Raw genomic sequence first — 20,263 nt, 5'->3', positions numbered from 1 at the left:
TCCTTATGAAAGATTTAACGATTGATTTTTAGTGGAATGAATGGTAATTTTTGCTCTTTTGAGCCACGTTGCCATCGCTTCCATATCCTTTGAAAAAACACGATCTTTGTTGATTGTTGGCACAATTTTTCGTCCTTGATGGAAGAATGCCTTTGTCGCCGTTGCCATCTTCTCTATTCCTCGGTATTCAACGGCCTGCATTGCACAAATCGCCTCCACAGCTAGCACTCTCCTTACGTTGTTGATGACTTCGTAGGCATGTCTTGAGGCAATTGTCCCCATACTCACATGATCTTCCTGATTTGCTGAAGAAGGAATGGAGTCCACACTAGCAGGGTGAGCAAATGTTTTATTTTCTGAGACAAGTGATGCCGCTGCATATTGCATAATCATCGCACCAGATTGCAAACCGGGCTCAGGACTTAAAAACGGCGGTAAATCATTTAACTGAGGATTGACAAGTCGCTCAATTCTTCGTTCTGAAATGTTGCCAATCTCTGCGATTGCGATGGTCATAAAATCCATCGCCAAAGCAATAGGCTGACCATGGAAATTCCCCCCTGAGATTACTTTCTCACCATCATCAAAAATCAAAGGATTATCTGTTGCTGCATTCATTTCTATTTTTAATTTATCTTTTACATACTCAAGAGCTTGCCAAGAGGCCCCATGCACTTGAGGAATACAGCGAAGGGAGTAAGCATCCTGAACACGCACCTCTCCTTGTCGAGTGACTAAACGACTATCCGTTAAATAGCCACGTATCCTTTTGGCCACGTCTATTTGTTCTTGATACCCTCTCGCCTGATGGACGTCGTCATCAAAGGCGTCAATGATTCCATTCAATCCTTCAAGAGTAACCGAAGCAATTAATTCCGACTGATAAACGAGCATTTCAGCTTCCATATAGCCAACGACTCCCATGGCGGTCATCGCCTGTGTTCCATTAATTAATGCCAATCCTTCTTTCGCCGTAAGTCTAATCGGAAAGATTTGCTCCTTTGTAAGCACATCTAGTGCCGGTTGCCGGTTGCCCTTATAAAACACTTCTCCCTCTCCTATTAACACAAGAGCTAAATGGGAGAGAGGGGCCAAATCCCCACTGGCTCCTAGTGATCCCTTTTGAGGAATAACCGGGTGGACTTGTTTATTAATTAATTCCAATAATCGTTCAATAACTACTGGTCGAACACCTGAAAATCCCTTTAACAATGCATTAGCCCGTAGCAAGAGCATTGCTCTCGAAACGGATTCAGGAAACGGGTCTCCTAGCCCACAAGCGTGAGAATGAATCAAATTTAGTTGCAACGTCTCTACATCTTTTTTCTGAATAAACACATCACTAAACTTCCCGAACCCTGTTGTAATCCCATAAACGACCTTTCCGTCATTCACAATTTTTTCTACAGACTGTCTTGATTTTATTACCTTTTCCATGCTCTCATCTGATGCTTTTACTTTTTCTTTTTCGTACAAAATCCGCTTTAGCTGAGCGAAATTCAACGTTTCACCTGTTAAAGTAATCATCTTCTTTTCCTCACTTCCTTGCTCTACTTCACGAAAGGAATATAAAAAGGAGGCTATATGAGAAAACCGCAACGGTTTTTTTCATATAGCCTCCTGAATTCCACTCGTATCTATAGGCTGTATTTATATGTGATTGATTCCCATGCCAATCGTTTCGTGTTCCGCTCCTTTGATTGGAGCACCAATCGTCCCGTAAAGTGAAACGGCAATCCATTCCCCTTCTTCCGAGTTGTTATAAGGTTTGCCCCGAACAACTGCAAAGCGTAAACCGACTGTACGTAACACCGATCCTAATTGAACTTGCCCCCTCGTCACTCCTTGAAGAGCTTCAATAATGGCATGATAAAGTGCATGACTTTCTCTGTAAAGTCCTGTTTGCACAATGTCATTTTTTCTAGCAGCGGTTTCAATGGCTGCTACGACTTTACTTGCTTCCATGGACCCTACTTTACCTGAACAGGCTCTCCATCCAAGACGCTCAATGGAATCCTTTGTTTCTTTGGGATCTTCACTGATCAATAAAAGCACCGCGTAACGCCCAATTCGACGATCATTATTCAGTGTCATAAAACCACAACGCTTTCCTAACATCTACTATCTAAACAAATGAAAAAATTGTAAATTATAATTTAATTGTAAGCGCTTTCTACCGAGTAGTCAATTGTCTTTTAATCGTAATTGAACTTAATGTGCAGGTTATCGTCTCATATTATTCGATTAAAGTTTGGACGATTGAATCTTGACTGCCTCCATAATTTTCAACGGATGAACCTGTGTTTAATTCACATGATAGTAAATGTGGTCATAACTTCGTCAATTAGGCCATCATTGATCAAATAAGAGGAGGATTATAATGGGAATATTAAGTGGAAATCAGCAAAATGAACCAATGCATTACGGTGAGATATTTAACACATGGACTTACTCAAGCGTAGTTAAATCGGCCATTGCCACGTTTGAAATTTATCAAAACCACTGTGGTGATGACGACCTGAAAAAGCAAATCCGAAACTTGATCGACACCGCCCGTCAAGAAGAACAGGAAGTGGATGCTCTGCTTAAGAAGAATGGAATCGGGTTACCACCGACTCCTCCAGAACGACCTCAAGCAAATATTGAAGACATTCCTCCTGGGGCAAGGTTTAACGACCCAGAAATCGCTATGGTTATTTCAAATACCCTTGCAACGGGTCTTGTTGCTTGTAGCACTGTGATGGGCCAATGTACTAGAGAAGATATTGCCACAATGTATGGACAATTCCATCAAGCGAAAGCTCGTGATGCCTTGAATTTATTGAAATTGAATAAAGAAAAGGGTTGGTTAGTACCGCCGCCATTAGAAGTGCAAAAGCCGAAGGAAATGCAAACAACTTAAGAAGATTTCCTTTTGCTGTTTAATTTTATTAACGCCTCCCCACTGGACAGTTCTCATTTAACCAGTCAAAATAGAAGATAAGATTAACTTTTAGGGGAGGTTTTTACATATGACTGAAACGAAAACATTCAAAGCTTTTGTAACAACTGGTGACGGCGAAGGACAAATTGTCGAACGAGCATTTGATGATTTACCAACGGGCGAAGTAACCATTAAGGTTCACTATTCTGGAGTGAACTTCAAAGACGCCTTGGCGTTAAACGCAAAAACGAAAGTAGCTAAAAATTACCCTATCGTTCCAGGCATAGACTTAGCTGGAGAAGTCACATCATCTGAAGATTCTGCTTTTAAACCGGGCGATCACGTCATTGTGACGAGTTATGAGTTAGGAGTAGGTCATGATGGCGGATACAGTGAATTCGCTCGAGTGCCTGCTAAATGGGTCGTTCCTCTCCCAGATGGTCTATCTACAAGGGAAGCGATGATTATAGGTACCGCTGGTTTCACTGCGGCTTTATCGGTTCATCGTTTAGAAGAAAGTGGATTGACAACAAAGGACAAACCTGTTTTAGTCACCGGGGCCACCGGCGGAGTAGGGAGTATGGCTGTGTCTATGTTAAGTAAACGAGGTTATTCAATCACAGCCAGTACAGGAAAAAAATCTGAACATCCTTATTTAAAAGCACTCGGTGCCGAAGAAATCATTAACCGCGAAGATGTCACACCAGAAAAAATAAAACCTCTCCAGGAACAACGATGGGCTGCGGCAGTTGATCCGACTGGTGGGCGACCCCTAGCTTCTATTTTAAGTTCCACTAAACAAGGTGGGGCGGTTGCCGTCAGTGGACTAACCGCTGGTGCGGATTTGCCGGTAACAGTCATGCCCTTTATATTAAGGGGAGTTGATTTACTTGGAATTGATTCGGGATTCTGTCCAATGGAGCTTCGATTGAACGTCTGGGAACGAGCTGCGACAGACTTGAAACCTGATCATCTAGAAGAAATCGCTACAGAAATTAACATGGATCAATTACCAAAAGCGCTTAAGGATATCTCTCAAAGCAACGTGCGAGGTCGCATTCTTGTTAAGATGGGCTAGCTCAGTATGGATTACCTGAATGTTTCAGGTAATCCTTTTCTTATTCCCAAATAGAATCCATAAAATCATAAAAAAGACAAAGGCGGCTACTTCCATACTTAGGATATACCATGGGTGAGGCCCTAAAAAATCCAACAAACTTCCTCCTGCTGGTTTCCTCTTTATAAACCAATAATTTCCTTCGAACATAACATTCGTAAAATAAATAAAAGGTAATAAAACATTTAAAAAAACCATCGCCTTTAGCACGCTCCACAAAGTTAAAGGAAAATGTCTATACCATAAAAAGTAAAAAACGACCCAAATAACCATAAGATGCGTATAGAAAAAGTGCCAGAATCGAAAATGTGGCCAACCAAAACTTAATACTGGCGTGATTATTGCCTGCAAGGCCCCACTAATTCCAACCAAAAATACAATTTCAAACACGAGACGGTTTCTAGTTAATAATAATAAAATAACAAGCAAGACACTTATATTGCTTAACTCTAATGGCAATGCGTGACTAACATGCCAATTTCCGGTATAAAAAAGCCATGTTTGATAGCTAACTTCCATCATAATTAAAGACATGCCAATACTAATCTCCCATTTACGATAAGTCTCTTCACGCCTATGCTTGTACAATGCTGCTGTCACTCCAATGAGGAGAGCTATCATTATTCCATGCTGAAAAGAAAACATCGTAAAAGGTGCTGCTGAAGAATCTCCTCCGAACCACATTTTTTTAACCTCCTTCCAGTGGGTATTCCCTCTTTCAGATACGGTACTTTTCTCCTATTTTCTATAAAACAACCTGAAAATACAATTTTAATCAAGTATAATAGTAAATTGATTGAAAAAAAATGATATTTAATGATACAGGGGGATCAATATGAAAGGGTGGTTATTACTTCTAAGCAGTTCAATGCTTGGCTTCATTTCAGCCGGGTGCGCTATTGAAGACACGGAAGAAATTATAGAAAAAGCTGTTGAAGCTCAAGAAAATTTAAATAGTTATTATGCTGAAGTTACGAGCACTTATATGTTTAATGACGAGCAAGAAGAGATGGCTTACAAAGAATGGCATGTTAAACCAAACAAGCATCGTATGGAAATGGATGAGGGACACATCTATGTTTCCAACGGGGAGCAGTCATGGTCTTACAATGCTCAAGACAATACAGTCATTGTTTACGAAGAGTCAGCAGATTTGTCTGAAGAAATGCCTGACGAAACGGATATGATCCGTGATATGTTAACTGAAATGATGAATTCTAATGAAGTTTTAGCAACTGGAACTGAAACTATTGCTGACCGCTCAACCATTCATTTAACTTTAACTCCTGATAACGATGAAGTTGAATCTCAATTTAATGGTCTGTATGAAATTTGGATAGATGAAGAAACTTATATGCCCTTAAAAATGATATGGGAAGAGGATGGATTCCGTTCAGAAATGGTCTATGATTATGTTGAATTCAACGTGGAATTAAACCATGACCTCTTTACATTCGATATACCTGATGGTGCTTCTATTCAAACAATTGATGATTATATGCCAACAAGCTTATCGTTGACAGAACTAGATAATCAGACAAACTATGAAGTGCCCGAATTAACCTATTTACCTAAAGACTTTGAATTAGAAAATGCCCTTTATTTAAGTGACATTGAGGAAAGTATACTTGAGTACACTAATTCTGCCGGGGACTATTTCATGTTGTCTATTTTTCAAGATCGGAACGATGCTCACTTTAATGATGAGGAGAGCAGCGAGGAAGTCGAAGTAGGACGGTATAAAGGGCAATACTCAGATATGATGGGCACTCATTTACTTTCATGGGACACTGGACCATATCAACTTCAATTAATTTCTTCAACCGACTCCATATCCAAGAAAGAACTTATGCAAATAGCTGAAGGTATAGAGTAATGACATTTATCTTACACCTTCAAAAAAATCTCCAGTTACCTAAACTGGAGATTTTACTTTACCCTTATTATTGAAGTTGTTTGACGGATTCTCGATTAAAAGCTTCTAGATCATCTGGTGTACGACTCGTTACTAGATTTCCACAGACAACCACTTCTTCATCAAAAACATTTGCCCCGGCATGACGAAGATCCATTAAGATCGACTTGAATCCTGTTAATTTTCTCCCGTGGAGAACATCGGCCGTGATTAGAAGCTGTGGCCCGTGACAAATTGCAAAAACCGGTTTATCTTTTAGTATAAAATGTTTTGAGAACTCTACGAACTGATCATCAGCCCGCAATATATCCGGTGAGAATCCCCCAGGAATAAACAAGGCGTCATAGTCACTTGCGTTAGCATCTTCAATTCCTACATCTACTTTCGTCTTCGCTTCACCATTCTTCCCTTCTATTTCCTTTCCAGATTCTGAACCGATGACAACAACCTCATGACCTTTGTCTTGAAATGCTTTCAAAGGAGATGTATATTCGGAATCCTCAAACATATTTGTCATGACACAAGCAATTTTACTCATGAATCTCATCATCCTTTCTGTAAATAATCTCATATTTTGTATACCCTTGACATTAAACTTGAAACATAATAAAAGAGCCGTTACAGTTATAACAGCTCGAAGTCGTTTGATTGAATTTATTGACATAGCATCATTTTTATTGAGCAATCGGGAAACTTTCCTTTCATATCTTCGTAAAAGTAAATTTTACTTTCTTCTGAGTAAAAAATCATTTCTGTTAACGTTTCTTCTTCTTTATTCGATTCCAATGCCCGTTCATTTCCTTCTTCATCTAAAACAATCACTTTATATTTTTTCATCTGAAGACCCTCCCTATTTATATCTATACAATCAATACCCCCCTTATCATGAAATTAATCGTGAAATTCAAATAGAAATGCGCAGGAGTATTCGATCACTCCTGCACATTTTGTGAGATATTGCATCACTGAAAATAACTATTTTATGGTCAAATATATTACTAACCTTATTTAGTAGGGTTGATTTTTACCATCACTCCGTCATATGACCATTGATCTTGTCCAAACTGGGTGTTCATCCTTACTTTTGTTTGATTCGTTTTTGAGGCGGTTAATTCATACCTCGGAGAATCTTCAAACGAGTATCCCGTAAGTTGATTCCTTGAAGATGTGACAAGTTCTCGTGTTAAATTTTTGTATGCATTTCGTTCGTAAAAAATATCATCATGTTCACTAATCTCTGCATTCCCGTTTCGATAAGGTTTACTTTTAGAATTAAATATAACTGTACCTTGATTAGGTTTATAGTGATCACCATGATGCAAGTATGTCGATTTCACTTGATCAATGGCCCACTCTCCATCCGACTCACCTTGGTGAACCTCCGCTTTATTCAAATCAAAAATTTGTACGCCGTTTTCACCTACAACTTCCATATCTACAGCTGGATGATTGGCGTTTCTCACAACCAATGCTGTTGTTTCGTCTACACCATAAACTTTACCAACGCCAACATCCGCTGCTAACCTGATCATTCTTCCTTCTCTTGCTCGTTCAGAGAAGTGACTATCTATGAGACCATAGGAGAAGAATCCTAATCCTCCTTCTTCATAATATCCTAGAATACTTCCATCACTGTGGTAACCTTCTAAAGATCCTTCAGTAATTCCACGGTAACTATCTCCGCCTGTTATCATGTACTCTGATGCTTGTACTGCCGCTCCTGCAGAAGACCCTGCAATCATGAGCTTACCTTCTTCAAATTTAGCTCGAATGGCGCCTAGGACGGCAGAATCTGTCCAGTCTCCTTGATCATTTTCACGAACGAGAGAAGTTATGTACCTCGACTGATCTCCCCCTCCAAGAAAAAACCCAGAAAATTCTCCATTATCGATGCGTTCAGCCCATTCTTCACTATCTCCTACCTCGATATTCGCGATATCAACCGGCACCCATTCTGCTTCTATTCCATAGTCAGCAAAAGCGTCAATATAGTAATTAGCATTCATTTTACTATTGCTTACGTCCGGATCGTTACACCCCCCATCTGTAGACTCACCAAAATCTTCACAATCCCAATCATAAGGATAACTGCTAGCTGTGATTACGCCTATCTTACCTTCAGTTCCACCTGACAGCTCCACCATCGTCTCATAGATTTCATCGGCTCCATCGCCACTGCCTAAAGAGCCACCAATAATGACGAGATGACTCCCTCTCGCTGCCTCACCACTTGAAGAAAAGAAAAAGAAATTTCCACTTACTAGAAGAATGAGTACAAGAAATATTTTACCTGCTTTTAGTCTCATTCAAATCGCCTCCTCCCGTTTTATACATTTTAATATGAATAAATGCATAAAAACTGTTTTTTCTGAAAATTAGGAATATATTCGACAGATATAGGCCTATTGGTCTACATAATTGATACAGATTTTAACAGGTATTGTAAATAACAAGCACAAAAAAATCAGCCCTATTCGAAAAGGCTGATTTTATTAATCTTTTTTTGCAGATGTTACAAACACAAAGTAACCAATATCTTTTTCAAAATTCCAGTCAACAAACGTATCAAGAATTTTTTTATTCAATATATTTTCAAGCCGCTTTTGATCGACTAGCTTTTTCTCCATTGGACGTTTAGTTAGTTTCAACTCTTTAATAAAATGATTATTTATAAGTTCACTTTCTATCTTGACTAAAATACCTGTTCTTTTGGCTATGATTGTCCGGTCGTTTAACCAAAACACTTCCGTCTTCTCAGGAATTTTCTGACCTTTTTGGCTTGCCCGTTCTATTTCATGGTAAAATTTCTCTTCATCCACTTTTGTTAATCCTGAATCTCCTTGTACACCCGCACCATCCTTGATTAAGCCAAACACGATTCCTGATCGATTGTCTAGACTCCAGTCATAATGGAGGGCATCTACCTCTAAACCGCCGATTTCTTTTAATTCTTGTTTGATTTCAGGCAGCAGTTCCTCCATCAGTAAGTCCCGTGTTTCTTCTACACGTTTTCTTTCACCTTTCTCAAGAAGTACTCGTTCCATCGGCGCAAGAAAGTCTGTTAAATAAATCGTCAAATAAGGCTTTTTAATCGTTACAAAAACCGACGTTGGTCCTTTTCCGAACTTCTCTCTTAGCAATCGCCCCATGTAACTTGAAATTTGAGAATGAACTTTAGCATCATTTGTAATCATCTTTGTACACAACCTCTTTATGGTAAATTTCCAGGAATTATGTCAGTACAACCAAATTTACTGCGAATCCGTTTCTTTTATTATACTCAAGTTTCTTCGTAATATAAAGACACAACGCTAAGAACACTTTATTAAATAGGTTTTGCTGATAATAGATTACAGTGCTCGCATTCTTTGTACTTTTCAACTATTTTTAATTTTTCTATATATCCCATATTGTGTGTAAATTCCCTTTCTTTCACATCTGTTTTGTGAAAATTACATCTGTCATTGGCATATGTCGTTCGGTGAATAGACTTTTTTTCATGATCAATAAGATATTGCATAAATGCTCCTCTCTCGTTCGATAATGAAAAATGAAAAACAAAAAAGCCGAAAAGGATACACCACGCATGTTGGCTGCTCCTCTTCGGCTTATGTTCGGCTCTGTCGTCCGAAACATTTCCACCTAAATTATATTCATGAAAGTTGTCTTCATTCAACTTATCTTCTAAACGTCTTCCTAAAATTAGAAACGCTATTGTTTTCCAATCAAGTTTCATTGTACAGGAATGTGCAACTCATTTCAACCTGATGGATTTTTCTATCTATGTCAGCTGCTTGTTCGCTCACATGTGATAGAATATGATCTATAGATTTTTCAACTTTTTAAGAGGAGGGACGATCATGATAATAGGACTTGCTCATGTGGCGATCACAGTGAAATACATGGATAGATCACTTTATTTTTACCGTGACATTCTCGGTTTAAAACATGCGTTTCATGTAAATGATCAGGAAGGTAACCCGTGGATTGAGTATGTTCAAGTTGGTCCGCAACAATTTATTGAGTTATTTCATGGCGGAAAAAATGAGTCTGAATCTGTGGATCAACAGATCGGCTTTCATCACCTCTGTATTCGCGTCGCTGACATCCATGAAATTGCAAATCACTTAACCTCTCATGGTATCTCACTGGATGTTGCACCGAAAAAAGGGGTCGGTAAAAATTATCAATGTTGGGTGAAAGACCCTGATGGGAATCGAATCGAATTTCTTCAGCCTGAGGAAGGTTCACCTCATATGGCAGAGTAAATTGAAATAAGGTGCTCGTTACTTTTAACGAACACCTCTTTTTATTAAAATGATTCCCACTGAAGTTTCCGTGCCTGTTCAAATCGATCGTTGACATTTTCCCAGTCTATAATCGACCAGAATTTGTCTACATATTCACCACGGTTATTTTTATACTGCAAGTAATAGGCATGTTCCCAAACATCCAATCCTAATAAAGGAATGGCATCTTGTTGGCTAAGCAAATGATGAAATTCCGCTTGAAGAATTTCTAAACGGTTAGCCCTTGGCGACCATACTAACAAAGCCCAACCGGCTCCTTGAACCTTTTTTGCCGCTTCACTGAAATGACGCTTAAACATTTCATAACTACCAAAATCTTGGATTATTTGTTGGCTTAGTTCTCCTGTTGGCTCACCGCCCCCTGTTGGGCTCATATTTGCCCAAAACATTGTATGCAGATAATGCCCTGCACCATGAAAGGCCGCTTCTCTTTCCCAGTGACGAATGAGATCATAATTATCCGTTTCCCTTGCATTCTGCATTTCTCTTTCAGCTTTATTCAACCCATCCACATAACTTTGATGGTGTTCTAGATGGTGTAAACGCATGATTTCCTCTGCGATTACCGGTTCTAATGCGTCATAGCTATAAGGAAGAGGCGGAAGCCTATGACCGCCTATCGGCACAGGTTGATTTGATAATATTTGTTCATTGCGAGAATTTTCTAATATACAAACTACTTGCTCATACGCTCTTTCTACCCGCTCCACTTGATGCGTAAAGGCAAGATCCACAGAAGAACCCCTATTTGCCTCAAATAATTTGCTTCTTAATTTCTTTAAACTTTCTAACTCTCTAAAGAAATACTTCCCTTGAGCGAAAGGGTGTTCTAATTTCTTTTCGGCTTGTTGTTCAAGGTTTGTCATCCATTCGTCTACTTTACTTACATAAACGTGCCAGTTATGATCCATATTCGTCGATCTCACTCCTAACGTTTTTTCCATAGCATACTATGAACAAACACGAAGAGGAGTGCTAAATAACGTGAAGAAATTCGTATATACTCATACATTCCTCTTTTTTGCATAGACCACTCTATTAGTCACAAAAAAAGGTTAAAGCCGGTTGCCCGGCTTTAACCTTACTTATCTGTTGAGGATCTTTTTTTTGATTTATGTTTATTTTTTTGTTTTTGCTCTTCTTCTTCTAATTTAACATCTTCTAAAGGAAGTTCATCGATCGGCATCACTGACTGATCTCGCTCCATTTGCTTTTCTTTATCAGATTTAAATTTTTCCTCAGTTTTGCGCTTGTCTTCGTTTTTATTCATAAATGGAATCCCTCCTGTTCATCCATTCTAGTTATTTTTCACCATTAAATCATAATAATAATGTAAGGCCGAAACCAACTTCACGCAACTTTTACAACATCGTTAGAAGTGCACTAATTACGACGATCGCTCCAATAATCATTAAAATAGTTCGAATCATATTTGTCATCCCTTTCTGATATGCTTTATCACTTGATACTTTATACGTTCCCACTCCAACTTCAACCTAAACGACTTAGTCTTCTTTTCTCAATATTTTTCATAATTAAAATAGTTTCCCATGCTTGTAAAGGAGTAAAAATAAATGTTTCAGCGCACTTAAGTAACATGTGTTTCTAATTCCAGATAGCTCTTTATAAAAATACTCAGCAAATACTTTCTCACAGCTTCTCGACATCTGACCGTACATTTCATCCAGTACTTCCTCTTGTGAATACAATTGTGTTATACGATCTTGTTTCCATTCAAGATAAGAAACCATTACCCCACCAGCATTGGCAAGGATGTCAGGAATCACGACTTTTCCTTGCTCATGAAGGTATTCATCAGCAGCTGAGGTAATCGGAGCATTAGCCCCTTCCACGAAAATATCTGCCTTCACATCCTTCATGTTAGCTTCATTAATTTGATCCTCAATTGCAGCTAAAATAAAAACATCCATTTCAAGAGTGATGATATCGTCTCTGTGAAGTAATTCAGCGTCAATTTCTTCCTTTTCAAGCTCTTTCTTTGTGTGAGGTAACTGTTCGTGTCTCTCGTGATAAGAAATCAATTTTTCAATATTTAATCCATTTTTATTGTACAAAGTTCCTAAGTGATCACTCACAGCGACAACATGATGTTTCAATTCTTTGCAACGGTGAGCCATTTGCGCAGCTACCCCACCTACATTCCCAAACCCTTGGACGGCTACTTGAATAGGCTCTCCACGATCACTTTTTTCGAATATTTTTTTTAGCTTATTAAACTGTTTTAGGTGTACACCGGTACCAAGTTTCTCTTCTGTTTCTTTTTGCCTTCTCGCCCACTCATGAATGAGCCAAAAATAACTGTGAAACGTTCCTTTTCCAGTCGCTTCTCTCCTACCTAAGGCTCCACCGTTACCAATACTTTTTCCTGTGAAGGCCCCTAAATAATTTTGTCCCGGATGAATCGTCTTATATTCCCCAATCATCCAGTCCATGACTCTTTCATTCGTCCCCATATCAGGGGCAGGAATGTCATGTGTAGGTCCAATATCCGGCGCAAACCGCTGTACATACTTTTTTGAAACTAAATTCAACTCACGGTCTGAAAACTCTTTAGGATTAATGACGACTCCGCCCTTCGCTCCTCCATAAGGTAGTTCGTGTAAGGCATTTTTCAATGTCATAAGCACAGCTAGATTCTCAACTTCTTCTTCGCTTACATTTTCGTTAAACCGGATGCCACCTTTATAGAAGCCTGCAATGTTATTATGTTGTATTCGATAAGCTGGTATACGAACAATTTCACGACTGTCTCTTGAAACACGTATGTAACTTTTGATCACTTTATCTGTTGTTGTTAGGATTTCTTTTCCTGACTCAAATACTTTTCGTCGTCTATCATCTTTTTCTTCAGGGAGAAATTGTTTATCGTCCAAAAGTTGGTTCATGATGCTCTCGATTGTTTGCTGAGTTTCTTTTATGGACATGTCAATCATTCCTTTCTTAAATGAGTAAAAACGCTTACAGTCTTTTTTCCCACTTTAACTATGGAATTAAACTAAAGAAAAACAGGGAAACCGACGATCAGTACGGTTAACCCCTGTTTAGAGTAGTCATAAAATGATTATTTTATTTTTTTGTATGAATCAAACCTTGCTCTCGGGCCATTGTCCCTGCTACACGTGGAGCTAGCCACAACATCGGTAACAAGATGAGTGAAACAGGAACAGCCGTAAAGACGATAAACGATTGCAGGGCATCAATAGTCCCTTCTCCTATAAATAACAGAACAGAAGCTACAGCCCCCATGATAACAGCCCAGAATACGCGAAGACCACTTGACGGATCTCCTCCTCCTGTTAAGGCCATTGAAATCGTATACGACATGGAATCACTTGTTGTAGCAACGAACACTACAGTCACAAGTAAGAAAGCTGCAGCGAGAGCTGTGCCAAAGGGTATTTGTTGCACTATAGCAATCATAGCAGCTGGCATCCCACCCGTTTCTAACGGTTCAGATACGGAACCCGCATTTTGCAGTTCATAGAAAATACCTGATCCACCAACTACAGAGAACCAGAAGTTCGTGACAATCGGAGCAATGATCGCAACAGCTGTCACGAGTTGGCGGATTGTTCTCCCTCGAGATATTCTGCTAATAAAAATAGCCATCATTGGACCATAACCGATAAACCAACCCCAGAAGAAGATCGTCCAGAAAGATAACCATTCTGTATCGCCTCGATATAAACTATTCGTGAAGAAATCACTAATATACACACCGAAAGATCCAATAAATGAATCAAAAATAAACGCACCAGGTCCTAAAAGTAAAACGAGCAAAATGAGAATAAAGGTAAAAATAACGTTAAATCGACTTAAAATTTGGATGCCACGATGGACTCCCGTTACAGCTGAAATCGATGCGATCATGATCAGACCAAATATAATTAATAACTGTGTTAAAAATGTGTTTGGAATTCCAAATAAGGCGTCCATTCCATAGGCAGCTTGAAGTCCTAAAAAACCAATCGGACCAATTGTACCCGCTGCAACAGCGATAATGGAAAAAGCATCCACAAACGTTCCTAAGATACTCTTTTTCATGATTTTTTCTCCGAACATCGGATAGAGAAGCGTTCTTGGTTTTAATGGCATACCTTTATGAAAATGACCATACATCATAACAATGGCACTTAGCGTTCCTAAGATCGCCCAAGCCAAAAATCCCCAGTCTAAAAAGGATTGAGTTAGCGCTGGAACAACAGCTTCTTCAGTACCTGCTGTTACATCTCCATACATAGGCGGTGTCGTTATAAAGTGGTACATTGGTTCCGCAGCTGCCCAAAAGACTCCGCCCCCAGCTAACAGTGTACACATAATGATTGAAATCCATTTAAATGTACTAAGTTCAGGGTTCTCCTTATTTCCTAGTTTGACATTTCCATATTTTGAAAAAGCAATAAATATAGCAATAAGAAACGTCAACAGCATTAATACTTGCCAAAAAGCCCCGAAATACGTAGCTGAAAACTGGAATGATGCGTCCACTATGTTACCTACTAGTGATGCATTCATCACCGAAGCGATAACAAATGTGAGAAGTAAACCTCCGCTAATGGCCATCACAGGCCAGTCAATTTTATTTTGAGAATACACAATGAGCCTCCTAAAGTTAAATGATTGTGTCTAATTATGTCGAAATTACACAAGGCATTATTATAACAAATTGAATAATAAAATCAATGACTTTTTTATATGTTTATATATTGATACTATATCGAGTATTTGAAAGGACCTTTTGAAGGGAATTTATTTGTAATGGAAAGATTGAAAGAGAGCTATATTTGCTTTGCTTTAATTTAATCAAATAACTTCGCCATTTCATCACTTTCATTATGATCACCCTTTGTTCTTACTATATTTCGAGATCGCTATTCATACATTGAGAAAAGAAAGGAGGAACCTTGATATGTATTACCGGCCTATTTATGCCCCTCACTATTACCGAAATAGGCAATACCCACCTGTCGATATTTCTATATTTCAACAGTCGCTACAAACATATCCTTCCTTATTAAGTAAAGCCGACCAAGTGATTGACTCTCTCAGAAACTCTCCAGATAAAATGCACCGAATCATGGAAGCAGCTCAGGCAGGACAGGATAATGAAGTGGAGGAAATTATTAATGAAGCAGGCACATCTTTAAATGTATCTATTTCTTATACGCCTATGTCGATGACGCTAACTTTTACAGATGCTCCCCAAAGTGCTTTGTGCTGCAGATTGACTATGTATATAAGGTGGGGATAAATATGATATTTGTTCTTTAAACACAAAAAAACGGCCTATAGCCGTTTTTTTGTGTGGTATAATGCTTTCGCATGAGAAGCTAACCTCTAAACCTATACGATGGCGCACCACTTACATCAAGTTTCACGGAGAAGATTCCACCTGCATGGGGTTGTTCCTTAAGGTCTTCATTAGATAAGCCCGCTCTTGCCGTTGTAATATACAATTCATTGAGATCTTCTCCACCAAACGTACATGAAGTGACTTGTGCAGCAGGTACAGGAATAACTGATAGTTCCTCTCCTGTTTCCGGATTAAACCTTGTCACTTTCCACCCACCAAAAAAGGCCACCCAAAGCATTCCTTCTTCATCGATTGTCATTCCATCCGGACTACCTTCTCCGTCCGGAATAGTAACCACTACCTGTTCATTTGCTATTTCCCCTGTTTCCATATCAAAGTCATATGATTTTATTTTTTTCGTTTCTGTATCAATGTAATACATCTTTTCTTTATCTATGTTCCACGCCATTCCATTAGAAACAGTAACATCTGTCTGAACAACATGCACAGATAAGTCTAGATCCATTCGGTACAGATTCCCTTCTCCTTTCTCCCCTTCTAGAACCATTGTTCCTGCCCAAAATCTTCCTTTAGGATCACATTTCCCATCATTAAAGCGATTTGTTGATATATGAGATTCAGGATCATAAATGGCTTCTAGTCTATCGTTTTCCGGATTGTAACTGTAAAAACCATTCTCCATTGCTAGGAGCATTCCTTCAGATTCTTTCAACACCGCCGCTCCAACTTTTTGTTCCATTGAATAGCTATTATTTACTCTAGACTGAGGATCGTATTCGTTCACAGTTCGCCCATCGATATCTACCCAGATAAGCTTATTATTTATTTCATCCCAAAAAGGCCCTTCTCCTAAAGTGGCTTTTGCATCTAATACTAATTCTGGTTTAAACATAAACATTCACCTCTCTTGTTCATTTTGAAACTCTTTTTTATATGAAGCTGCACCTTCTTACGTATGTTTAACCTTGTTTAAGAAGGGAAGCTGAGATTTAGAAAGGAGTGGTAACATGATTTCAAGTCTTCTTATTGGCTTTACCATCATTTTTTTAATCGTAAACCTATACTATTTTTTCACAAATAAATCATATAAGGGTAGTTATTTAAACTCTGCTCTCATGATAAAGTTATTTCTGGTACTTACCATGCTTACTTTTGGCTTTGCTTTTCTATATTATTTACTTTCACTTGAAGCTCCAGTTCTAAAAGTTAATGATCCAACAGATGACTCCGTAAATGTAACTTTCGGGAAAGCTTTGTATTTTAGCGGCGTTACTATTCTCTCTGTCGGCTACGGCGATTTTGTCCCTATTGGCAGCGCTCGTTTTTTCTCTCTCATTCAAGCAAGTCTTGGATTATTGCTTCCGGCTGCATATGTAATGAAAGCTCTTTCTAATTCAAATGACAATAAAAATAAAGATGATTAAAATAGTGTTTGCTGTTAGGCTATGTACACGGAACACCTTATGCCATTTCCCGGGAAATTTCAGCAATTTTCGTTATTTTCCAGTCTCATTCGCTTGATATTCTAAAAAAATGTCTAAATGTTTGTCGTTTTATAAGTTTTAAATAAACGTTTATTTAATTGGTAATTCGTCTCTTTAAAACTTACTGCACAGTCTATTCTTTCATTTTAGATATCATTTAGTTATTACTTCTATACAGTCTATCCCTCTAGTGATACGATGGCACAAACTGACAGATGAAAGGGTTGGCTTAGATGAAGGATTATCATTGTTGTGCTACTTGCATACATTTTGCTCACATTAAAAAAAATAATAAAACTGACTACTTTTGTGCCAGATTAGGCTTTGAAACGAAACCCGCTTATAAGTTTAATTGTTGGGAACCGAAAGAACATATTAAAAGATTAATAAGTAAAGAGCATCCCTCTTCGTATTAAGAAAGGGATGCTCAATTTTATTTCCTCTTATTATTAAACCAATCTGTAGCGAAGTCAACCGCTTTCACGAGCGAAAATAACCGGGCTTTGGCCTGCCCAATCTCCCCCATGTTTATCGAGTTAACTGCTTCGAATTCTTTGCCTACTTCTTGGAATAGATCTTCTTCAAAAGCGACTTCTTCATACGTTTTCCAAACACGCTGGCCGCCTTCTTCAATGGGTGCTCCTTTTATCTCTATTACAGGATTTACGGCACGGTTTTCCCCTAAATGAAAGCATGTATTCGTCTCATAATCAGTTCCTATAAATAATACCTGCGCTTCTAACTCATACAACCTTCCTAAAGGTGAAGTTTCTCCAAGTCCAAAATCTAAACGATGATTTTCAATAATGGCTTGCTTATTTTTCCCCCAGGCCGCGAAAGAAACGGCAGGGTGTAGGCTTCTAATAACGTCTGGATAAGACCGAAATACTTCGACGATCCGTCCCATTCCTCTTGTAGGCGTAATATTAGGGTGATAAGAGGGCATTGTTTGTCTGATAGGCTCCCACCATTCTTTTGGAACCGCTGGCGCCTCCCATTCTTTCGGGTCACTCCAATCTCCACTCTGTGTCGGCATCACAACGGTCCCTTCAACTGTTACCGTCTCCATTAGCGCTTGAATAACTGCGACAGCACCTCCATTTGTCCATCCTATTGCAGATAACGAAGAATGAACAAGTACTGTCATACCAGGTTTGAGACCTAATTGTTTTAAATCATTTTCCAATGTCTCTATCGTATTAAGTTTTTTTGTATCGTTCACTATCTTTTCCATTTCTTAGTCCCCCCCTTAATCTATTTCTTGAATAAGAAATTCCAGCCGTTCATATAGATACTCCCGTTTGTTCTAAGTCCATCGTTCCTCATGAATTATTTCAACTGTTGTTTAGCAAATTCTCGGTACAAAGGATGAATGTCGACTAGTTCATCGTGCGTCCCTCTTCCGGTTACCTTTCCTTTCTCGATAAAGATGATTGAATCTGCATCTACAATGGTGGATAGTCGGTGAGCGATAACAAAAGTAGTACGCCCTTCCATTAAACGGTACAATGCTCGTTGAACAATACTTTCTGATTGGCTGTCCAAACTGGCCGTTGCTTCATCCATCATGAGGATTTTAGGATCTCTTAGAAAAGCGCGAGCGATCGCAATTCTCTGTCTTTGTCCTCCTGATAATTTAACACCTCGTTCACCAATTTCTGTATCCAATCCTTTAGGGAACTCTCGAATAAATTGATCAGCATAAGACATTTTTGCTACATCCCATAACTGTTCATCTGAAATGGCTTCATCTTTAGAAAGTCCATAAGTTAAGTTTTCTCGAATCGTCCCCGACATCATGGCACTTTCTTGGGACACATACCCTATTTGACTTCGCCAAGCCTCCATCGAAAGTTGGCTAATCGGGGTATTCCCAATAAGAATCTCCCCGGAAGTAGGTTCATAAAAGCGTTCTAGCAAGGCAAACATGGTCGTTTTACCACCCCCACTAGGTCCGGCGAGGGCAATCATTTCACCTGGCTGAGCTTCAAATGTCACATTTTCTAAAACAGGTTCACTCTCGTTATATGAAAAAGACACATTCCTTACAACAACCGGTTCGTTAGCTATTTCTTTCTCAAGACCTTGCTGTCCCTCTTCATACGGTAGATCTAGAATACTAATAATTCGTTCAGTCGCCCCTTTTGCTTTTTGCAACTGAGTAAAAAAGGTCGCAAAAGAGGTGATCGGCATTATAATTTGAAACAGATACAGTAAAAAAGCAACTAGTGAGCCAGTAGTCATCGTATCATTGGCTACCCGAATCCCCCCATAACCAATAATCATCACGATCACTACCATGACAACGAGATACATTAAAGGAGCTATTAAAGCAAAAATCCGCGCTTCTTTCATCCCAAATTTACGTAACGACTCGATCCCTTCAAGGCCTTTGATTTCTTCATTTAATTCCGCATTAGAGGCTTTCATCAATCGTATTTCGCCTAACGTTTGTTGAATATGTCCAGTAAACTTCGCCGTTTCATCCTGCAGTCCACGAGATATTTTCGCCATTCTTCTTCCTAGTGGAATCATGATGGCTAATGTAACTGGCACGGAAACCAGCATGAGCAATGTCATTCTCCAATCCATGATTAGCAAGATCGTTACGGCACCTATGATCGAAATAATCCCAGTAACAAATTGAGGGAAATGATCCGAAATTAAATTTCTGACCACACTCGTATCATTGACTACCCTGCTGACTGTCTCCCCACTGGATTCTTCGTCAAAGTGGCTAACTGGAAGCCTAATCAGTTTAATCCACATCAACTTACGTAAACCTGCGACAATTTTTTGACCAACAAAACTTAATAAATAAATCGATAATCCACTAACGAGCGCTTGGATAATGAATGCGATGCCGATAAAAGCCATCAAAGTAAAGCTGAGCATATCGACGGAAAATCCATCGACTAAATCTCTCGTTAATAAAGGGACAGCAAGACCTGTTAGCGTCGTTAACAAGCTGGCTATTAACCCGGCAATTAAAGGCCATTTCGGTACTTTAGCTTTCCATATGAGTGACACAAATGGTTTGATACTTCTATTTTCATCATTCATCCCTAGCAGCTCCTGTTCTTGTGCGTTACAGCAGTCGTTATTCTAATTCAACTTCTTCAATTATAGCATTGTAGAAAAGGTAATCTGCTGCTCAAGCACTAATCTCACTAAGGATT

At 38.9% G+C, this 20,263-nt stretch carries 22 protein-coding genes; 6 read left to right on the top strand and 16 right to left on the bottom strand.

The features are described from left to right. Positions 1–3 precede the first annotated feature (3 nt). Positions 4–1,527: a histidine ammonia-lyase gene (gene hutH / locus CR194_RS17570; RefSeq protein ID WP_110611756.1), complete on the bottom strand. Its 1,524-nt coding sequence runs from the start codon at positions 1,525–1,527 to the stop codon at positions 4–6. Positions 1,528–1,650: 123 nt separating this feature from the next. Then, a complete protein-coding gene (gene hutP / locus CR194_RS17565; protein WP_110611465.1) occupies positions 1,651–2,094 on the bottom strand; it encodes a hut operon transcriptional regulator HutP in 444 nt (147 codons plus the stop codon). Between the two features lie 286 nt (positions 2,095–2,380). Between hutP and CR194_RS17560 the strand changes: the two genes are divergently transcribed. Next, positions 2,381–2,902, top strand: coding sequence for a DUF3231 family protein (locus CR194_RS17560; protein WP_110611463.1), 522 nt, complete (start codon positions 2,381–2,383; stop codon positions 2,900–2,902). Between the two features lie 109 nt (positions 2,903–3,011). Then, positions 3,012–4,001, top strand: a complete 990-nt coding sequence (locus CR194_RS17555) for an oxidoreductase (protein WP_110611461.1) — start codon at positions 3,012–3,014, stop codon at positions 3,999–4,001. Positions 4,002–4,025: 24 nt separating this feature from the next. Here CR194_RS17555 and CR194_RS17550 read toward each other — a convergent pair whose 3' ends face one another. Next, a complete protein-coding gene (locus tag CR194_RS17550; protein WP_110611459.1) occupies positions 4,026–4,724 on the bottom strand; it encodes a YwaF family protein in 699 nt (232 codons plus the stop codon). A 151-nt stretch (positions 4,725–4,875) separates the two neighbouring features. On the opposite strand from CR194_RS17550, the gene CR194_RS17545 reads away from it, so the two are divergent. Beyond that, positions 4,876–5,916, top strand: coding sequence for an outer membrane lipoprotein-sorting protein (locus tag CR194_RS17545; RefSeq protein ID WP_110611457.1), 1,041 nt, complete (start codon positions 4,876–4,878; stop codon positions 5,914–5,916). A gap of 67 nt (positions 5,917–5,983) precedes the next feature. Here CR194_RS17545 and CR194_RS17540 read toward each other — a convergent pair whose 3' ends face one another. The 5 genes from CR194_RS17540 to CR194_RS17520 form a co-directional block, all read right to left on the bottom strand. Beyond that, positions 5,984–6,493, bottom strand: coding sequence for a type 1 glutamine amidotransferase domain-containing protein (locus CR194_RS17540; protein ID WP_110611455.1), 510 nt, complete (start codon positions 6,491–6,493; stop codon positions 5,984–5,986). A gap of 116 nt (positions 6,494–6,609) precedes the next feature. Further along, positions 6,610–6,792, bottom strand: coding sequence for a hypothetical protein (locus tag CR194_RS17535; RefSeq protein ID WP_110611453.1), 183 nt, complete (start codon positions 6,790–6,792; stop codon positions 6,610–6,612). Between the two features lie 167 nt (positions 6,793–6,959). After that, positions 6,960–8,261, bottom strand: coding sequence for a cyanophycinase (locus CR194_RS17530; protein ID WP_110611451.1), 1,302 nt, complete (start codon positions 8,259–8,261; stop codon positions 6,960–6,962). Between the two features lie 186 nt (positions 8,262–8,447). Beyond that, complete coding sequence (locus CR194_RS17525) at positions 8,448–9,149, bottom strand: DUF2294 domain-containing protein (protein ID WP_110611449.1); 702 nt, start codon at positions 9,147–9,149, stop codon at positions 8,448–8,450. Between the two features lie 131 nt (positions 9,150–9,280). Further along, positions 9,281–9,691: a hypothetical protein gene (locus CR194_RS17520; protein ID WP_110611447.1), complete on the bottom strand. Its 411-nt coding sequence runs from the start codon at positions 9,689–9,691 to the stop codon at positions 9,281–9,283. 124 nt (positions 9,692–9,815) lie between these two features. Between CR194_RS17520 and CR194_RS17515 the strand changes: the two genes are divergently transcribed. Continuing rightward, positions 9,816–10,223, top strand: coding sequence for a VOC family protein (locus CR194_RS17515; protein WP_110611445.1), 408 nt, complete (start codon positions 9,816–9,818; stop codon positions 10,221–10,223). Positions 10,224–10,267: 44 nt separating this feature from the next. Here CR194_RS17515 and CR194_RS17510 read toward each other — a convergent pair whose 3' ends face one another. The 5 genes from CR194_RS17510 to CR194_RS17495 form a co-directional block, all read right to left on the bottom strand. Continuing rightward, positions 10,268–11,176: a superoxide dismutase gene (locus tag CR194_RS17510; protein ID WP_110611443.1), complete on the bottom strand. Its 909-nt coding sequence runs from the start codon at positions 11,174–11,176 to the stop codon at positions 10,268–10,270. Between the two features lie 170 nt (positions 11,177–11,346). Then, complete coding sequence (locus CR194_RS17505; protein WP_110611441.1) at positions 11,347–11,535, bottom strand: hypothetical protein; 189 nt, start codon at positions 11,533–11,535, stop codon at positions 11,347–11,349. Between the two features lie 91 nt (positions 11,536–11,626). Then, complete coding sequence (locus tag CR194_RS20760; protein WP_269845728.1) at positions 11,627–11,749, bottom strand: hypothetical protein; 123 nt, start codon at positions 11,747–11,749, stop codon at positions 11,627–11,629. Positions 11,750–11,800: 51 nt separating this feature from the next. Continuing rightward, positions 11,801–13,171 carry a Glu/Leu/Phe/Val family dehydrogenase gene (locus CR194_RS17500; protein WP_233254410.1) on the bottom strand — a complete coding sequence of 457 codons (1,371 nt, stop codon included), beginning with the start codon at positions 13,169–13,171 and terminating at the stop codon, positions 11,801–11,803. 181 nt (positions 13,172–13,352) lie between these two features. Next, complete coding sequence (locus CR194_RS17495) at positions 13,353–14,885, bottom strand: BCCT family transporter (protein WP_408640768.1); 1,533 nt, start codon at positions 14,883–14,885, stop codon at positions 13,353–13,355. Between the two features lie 310 nt (positions 14,886–15,195). On the opposite strand from CR194_RS17495, the gene CR194_RS17490 reads away from it, so the two are divergent. Continuing rightward, positions 15,196–15,537 carry a hypothetical protein gene (locus CR194_RS17490; RefSeq protein ID WP_110611437.1) on the top strand — a complete coding sequence of 114 codons (342 nt, stop codon included), beginning with the start codon at positions 15,196–15,198 and terminating at the stop codon, positions 15,535–15,537. A gap of 79 nt (positions 15,538–15,616) precedes the next feature. Here CR194_RS17490 and CR194_RS17485 read toward each other — a convergent pair whose 3' ends face one another. Then, positions 15,617–16,492 (bottom strand): SMP-30/gluconolactonase/LRE family protein, encoded by an 876-nt coding sequence (locus tag CR194_RS17485; protein WP_110611435.1) that lies wholly within the window; start codon positions 16,490–16,492, stop codon positions 15,617–15,619. A gap of 115 nt (positions 16,493–16,607) precedes the next feature. Between CR194_RS17485 and CR194_RS17480 the strand changes: the two genes are divergently transcribed. Further along, positions 16,608–17,024, top strand: a complete 417-nt coding sequence (locus tag CR194_RS17480; protein ID WP_110611434.1) for a potassium channel family protein — start codon at positions 16,608–16,610, stop codon at positions 17,022–17,024. Between the two features lie 493 nt (positions 17,025–17,517). On the opposite strand, the gene CR194_RS17470 is transcribed toward CR194_RS17480, so the two are convergent. Both CR194_RS17470 and CR194_RS17465 read right to left on the bottom strand, forming a co-directional pair. Next, positions 17,518–18,318 carry an aminoglycoside N(3)-acetyltransferase gene (locus tag CR194_RS17470; RefSeq protein ID WP_110611430.1) on the bottom strand — a complete coding sequence of 267 codons (801 nt, stop codon included), beginning with the start codon at positions 18,316–18,318 and terminating at the stop codon, positions 17,518–17,520. A gap of 95 nt (positions 18,319–18,413) precedes the next feature. Further along, positions 18,414–20,147: an ABC transporter ATP-binding protein gene (locus CR194_RS17465; protein ID WP_110611428.1), complete on the bottom strand. Its 1,734-nt coding sequence runs from the start codon at positions 20,145–20,147 to the stop codon at positions 18,414–18,416. Positions 20,148–20,263: the final 116 nt, after the last annotated feature.

The sequence above is a fragment of the Salipaludibacillus keqinensis genome, assembly GCF_003226325.1.
GTDB classification, from domain to species: domain Bacteria; phylum Bacillota; class Bacilli; order Bacillales; family Salisediminibacteriaceae; genus Salipaludibacillus; species Salipaludibacillus keqinensis.
The sequence above is the reverse complement of the archived record's forward strand: the minus strand, read 5'-3'. Positions and strand labels throughout refer to the sequence as shown.

Coding starts and splice junctions, on each gene's coding strand:
- CR194_RS17550 (WP_110611459.1), bottom strand. CDS start 4,724: ATGTGGTTCGGAGGAGATTCTTCAGCAGCACCTTTTACGATGTTTTCT.
- CR194_RS17535 (WP_110611453.1), bottom strand. CDS start 6,792: ATGAAAAAATATAAAGTGATTGTTTTAGATGAAGAAGGAAATGAACGG.
- CR194_RS17510 (WP_110611443.1), bottom strand. CDS start 11,176: ATGGATCATAACTGGCACGTTTATGTAAGTAAAGTAGACGAATGGATG.
- CR194_RS17525 (WP_110611449.1), bottom strand. CDS start 9,149: ATGATTACAAATGATGCTAAAGTTCATTCTCAAATTTCAAGTTACATG.
- CR194_RS17520 (WP_110611447.1), bottom strand. CDS start 9,691: ATGAAACTTGATTGGAAAACAATAGCGTTTCTAATTTTAGGAAGACGT.
- CR194_RS17515 (WP_110611445.1), top strand. CDS start 9,816: ATGATAATAGGACTTGCTCATGTGGCGATCACAGTGAAATACATGGAT.
- CR194_RS17560 (WP_110611463.1), top strand. CDS start 2,381: ATGGGAATATTAAGTGGAAATCAGCAAAATGAACCAATGCATTACGGT.
- hutH (WP_110611756.1), bottom strand. CDS start 1,527: ATGATTACTTTAACAGGTGAAACGTTGAATTTCGCTCAGCTAAAGCGG.
- CR194_RS17545 (WP_110611457.1), top strand. CDS start 4,876: ATGAAAGGGTGGTTATTACTTCTAAGCAGTTCAATGCTTGGCTTCATT.
- CR194_RS17490 (WP_110611437.1), top strand. CDS start 15,196: ATGTATTACCGGCCTATTTATGCCCCTCACTATTACCGAAATAGGCAA.
- CR194_RS17540 (WP_110611455.1), bottom strand. CDS start 6,493: ATGAGTAAAATTGCTTGTGTCATGACAAATATGTTTGAGGATTCCGAA.
- CR194_RS17465 (WP_110611428.1), bottom strand. CDS start 20,147: ATGAATGATGAAAATAGAAGTATCAAACCATTTGTGTCACTCATATGG.
- CR194_RS17470 (WP_110611430.1), bottom strand. CDS start 18,318: ATGGAAAAGATAGTGAACGATACAAAAAAACTTAATACGATAGAGACA.
- hutP (WP_110611465.1), bottom strand. CDS start 2,094: ATGACACTGAATAATGATCGTCGAATTGGGCGTTACGCGGTGCTTTTA.
- CR194_RS17500 (WP_233254410.1), bottom strand. CDS start 13,171: ATGAACCAACTTTTGGACGATAAACAATTTCTCCCTGAAGAAAAAGAT.
- CR194_RS17480 (WP_110611434.1), top strand. CDS start 16,608: ATGATTTCAAGTCTTCTTATTGGCTTTACCATCATTTTTTTAATCGTA.
- CR194_RS17505 (WP_110611441.1), bottom strand. CDS start 11,535: ATGAATAAAAACGAAGACAAGCGCAAAACTGAGGAAAAATTTAAATCT.
- CR194_RS17555 (WP_110611461.1), top strand. CDS start 3,012: ATGACTGAAACGAAAACATTCAAAGCTTTTGTAACAACTGGTGACGGC.
- CR194_RS17485 (WP_110611435.1), bottom strand. CDS start 16,492: ATGTTTAAACCAGAATTAGTATTAGATGCAAAAGCCACTTTAGGAGAA.
- CR194_RS17530 (WP_110611451.1), bottom strand. CDS start 8,261: ATGAGACTAAAAGCAGGTAAAATATTTCTTGTACTCATTCTTCTAGTA.